This window comes from Mesorhizobium sp. M4B.F.Ca.ET.017.02.2.1 (assembly GCF_003998955.1).
In the GTDB taxonomy this organism is placed as follows: Bacteria; Pseudomonadota; Alphaproteobacteria; order Rhizobiales; family Rhizobiaceae; genus Mesorhizobium; species Mesorhizobium abyssinicae.
The window spans coordinates 1-3,183 of record NZ_RZOF01000505.1; the positions used below are offsets into that span (position 1 = coordinate 1).

Here is a 3,183-nt window from a genome sequence, read left to right on the forward strand (position 1 = left end):
CGATACGGTCGAGCAGTCGTTGCGACTGGCGAAGGCCGGCGGCACCGTCGTCATCGTCGGCGTCGTGCCGCAAGGCATGCAGGTGGCGTTCGAGCCCTTCGACCTTCTGTTTCGCGAATTGAAGGTTCTGGGCTCCTTCCTCAACCCCTACACCCACGGCCGCGCCGCCGACCTCATCGCCTCGGGCGCGATCGAGGTCGACCGGCTGATATCGAGACAGGTATCGCTCGACGAGGCGCCGGCGGTGATCGCCAATCCGCCCGCGCCGGGCGAGGTCAAGGTGCTGGTGGTGCCAGGCTGAACAAGGCGCCTGCAAAGCCCGGGGTGAACATTCGCCGAAGTCTGCGCCGCCCTCATCCCCCTGCCGGACCTTCTCCCCGTATAGTGACGGGGAGAAGGGGCTAAATCCCAGCCTACAGCTTGCCCTGGCGCTGCTGGACCATCATGAAGGTGTCGTAGTTGTACTCGGCCACCTGGGCCCAGAGATAGTGCTCCTTGCGGAAGCCCTTGATCGACTCCCAGATCTTCTTGAACGGCGCGTTCGAGGCTTCCATCTCGGCGTAAACCTCGTTCGCCTTCTCGAAGCAGGCGGCCATGATCTCCTGGCTGAACGGCTGCAGCTTGGCGCCGCCGGCCACCAGCCGCTTCACCGCCGCCGGATTGAGGAAGTCGTATTTCTGCAGCATGTTGGCGTCGGTTGCCTGCGCCGCGGTCCGCACCAGCGATTTGTAGGACGCCGGCAGCTCTTCATACTTGGCCTTGTTGAACATCAGGTGGACGGTCGGGCCGCCTTCCCACCAGCCGGGATAGTAGTAATAGGGCGCGACCTTGTAGAAGCCGAGCTTCTCGTCGTCATAGGGGCCGACCCATTCCGCGGCGTCGATGGTGCCTTTCTCCAGCGCCGGGTAGATGTCGCCGCCGGCGATCTGCTGCGGCACGACGCCGAGCTTGGCCACGACCTTGCCGGCAAAGCCGCCGATGCGCATCTTCAGGCCGGAGAGGTCGGCGACGGTGTTGATCTGCTTGCGGAACCAGCCGCCCATCTGCACGCCGGTATTGCCGCCCGGCAGGCCGAAAAGCCCCTGCGTGGCGAGGAATTCGTTGAACAGGTCGATGCCGCCGCCATGATAGTGCCAGGCATTGATGCCGCGCGCGTTGAGCGAGAACGGCACCGCCGCGCCCAGCGCCCATGTCGGGTCCTTGCCCCAGTAGTAGTATGCAACGGTATGGCAGGCCTCGACGGTGCCGGCGGCGGTCGCATCCGCTGCCTGCAGGCCGGGAACCAGCTCGCCGGCGGCGAACACCTGGACCTGGAAATTGCCGTCGGTCGCTTCCGACAGCATCTTGGAGAACACTTCGGCGCCGCCATAGATCGTGTCGAGCGACTTCGGAAAGGACGACGCCAGCCGCCACGTCACCTTCGGATTGGACTGGGCGATTGCCGGAGCGGCAAGCGTGGCCGCCGCCGCCGCGGCGCCGACGCCGGTTACGCCGGCCTTGCGGATGAATGAACGACGATCCATGAAGTTCCTCCCTTTTGGATCAACAGACCAACTTTCGGGGGAATCCTCGATACCCCGGCTCGGCCTGGGCGAGACAATACACGGGCGACAGGTCGAGTCCAGCGCGGCGGCGGCGTCTGGCAGCTGCATTGCCGGGAAATCCGCGGGCCTGGGCAAGAACCTGCAACTATAGTCTAACGGCCAGCGGCGTGGCCCATACGACGCGCCGAAACTTGTCATGGAAAAGCGCCTTGGGATCGCCTATTTTGTAGGCAGAATAGTTCCTTAGCTCTCAACGGAAACCGGATCCAAAATGCAGCAGCCGCTCGTCGCCATCTCGACCGACGTCCGCCAATTCGACAACTACACCTGGCATGCTGCCCCGCAGCAATATCTGGAAGCCGCGCTCGTCGGCGCCGGCGTGTTTCCGCTGCTGGTGCCGTCCTTTGGCGACCGGCTCGACGTCGACGAACTCTTGTCGTCGGTCGACGGGGTCATGGTCACCGGCTCGAAGTCCAATGTGCATCCCTCGCTCTACGGCGGCGATGCCAGCGAGCGGAACGGCCCCTACGATCCGGCCCGCGATTCGACCACGCTGCCGCTGATCCGCAAGGCGATCGAGCGCGGTGTGCCGCTGCTCGCCATCTGCCGCGGCATCCAGGAGCTGAACGTGGCGCTGGGCGGAACGCTGGGCACCGAGATCCAGGAGCGCGAGGGATCGCTCGACCACCGCGCGCCGGTGAGCGACAATCAGGACGAGCGCTTCGCCATCCACCAGACGATTTCGATCAAGCCCGGCAGCTGCCTCGCCGGCGTCTTCGGCGCGGGCGAGATCAAGGTCAATTCACTGCATCGCCAGGGGATCGACCGCCTCGGGTCGAAACTGCAGGTCGAGGCGCTCGCCGCCGACGGGACGGTCGAGGCGGTGTCGGTTCGCGACGCTCGCGCGTTCGCGGTCGGTGTTCAGTGGCATCCCGAATATTGGGTCAAGTCGGACGACAACTCGGCCAGGATCTTCCGCGCCTTCGGCGATGCCGTGCGCCTGCATGCGGCGGCGAAAGCCGGCGTCCGCGCGGCGGCGGAGTAGGTCTGCCCAACCTCAATCGTGGTTCAGCGCCAGAAGCGGCGTGACCGGCGCGTAGGATTCGTAGCCGTCGCCATCGGCCACGCTGAAGGTGACGATCGGATCGATGCCGTTCGCGCTGAAGGCCACCGTGCCGTCGGCCTCTTCGCGCCAGAATTTCGCCCGCTCGATGCCGGGCAAAAGCTTGCGGCAGTTGGGCCCGACCGTCAGCAGCGTCAACCCGCCCGACACTTCGGCGCCGCGCCGGACGGCGCAAGCCGCTTCGTCGCCATTGGCCGTCAATCGGTAGGTGCTGGACGGGGCCGTTTCGCCGGCGATGCTTTCGCCGCTGCCGGCGCGAAAGAGCTGGGCGCCACCCGCCACCGCGGCAACCGCCACCAACACGGGAAGCACTTTCACCCTGTCTCTCCGTACATTGAGCGCGCCGGCGCGCCTCAAACCTGGCCGACCATTCGGCTCTGCCTATGCATAACGAAGTATGCATAGTGATTCCAAATGGTTAACCGTTCGCTAAGAAATATGGCGGGGCCGAACGGGGTCAGCCGCGCGGCTTGACCTCAGCGGTTTCCGGCACCGGGGTCAGCGGCCGGCGCTCGC

4 protein-coding genes are annotated in these 3,183 nt (G+C 65.4%); 2 read left to right on the plus strand and 2 right to left on the minus strand.

Going from position 1 to position 3,183, the window contains the following annotated elements:
• Positions 1-301, plus strand: a 301-nt coding sequence (locus EN738_RS32825; RefSeq protein ID WP_145967011.1) for a zinc-binding dehydrogenase, incomplete at its 5' end; no start/stop codon positions are given.
• 112 nt (positions 302-413) lie between these two features.
• Here EN738_RS32825 and EN738_RS32830 read toward each other — a convergent pair.
• Complete coding sequence (locus EN738_RS32830) at positions 414-1,523, minus strand: TRAP transporter substrate-binding protein (RefSeq protein ID WP_127287189.1); 1,110 nt, start codon at positions 1,521-1,523, stop codon at positions 414-416.
• Between the two features lie 292 nt (positions 1,524-1,815).
• On the opposite strand from EN738_RS32830, the gene EN738_RS32835 reads away from it, so the two are divergent.
• On the plus strand, positions 1,816-2,589 hold the full coding sequence (locus EN738_RS32835; protein ID WP_127287190.1) for a gamma-glutamyl-gamma-aminobutyrate hydrolase family protein: 774 nt from the start codon (positions 1,816-1,818) through the stop codon (positions 2,587-2,589).
• Positions 2,590-2,601: 12 nt separating this feature from the next.
• Here EN738_RS32835 and EN738_RS32840 read toward each other — a convergent pair whose 3' ends face one another.
• Entirely contained in the window at positions 2,602-2,985 is a 384-nt protein-coding gene (locus EN738_RS32840) for a hypothetical protein (protein ID WP_127287191.1), read from the minus strand.
• Between the last annotated feature and the right edge of the window lie 198 nt (positions 2,986-3,183).

Excerpts from the sequence above, each read along its gene's own strand:
- EN738_RS32830 (WP_127287189.1), bottom strand. The coding sequence starts at position 1,523 with ATGGATCGTCGTTCATTCATCCGCAAGGCCGGCGTAACCGGCGTCGGC.
- EN738_RS32835 (WP_127287190.1), top strand. The coding sequence starts at position 1,816 with ATGCAGCAGCCGCTCGTCGCCATCTCGACCGACGTCCGCCAATTCGAC.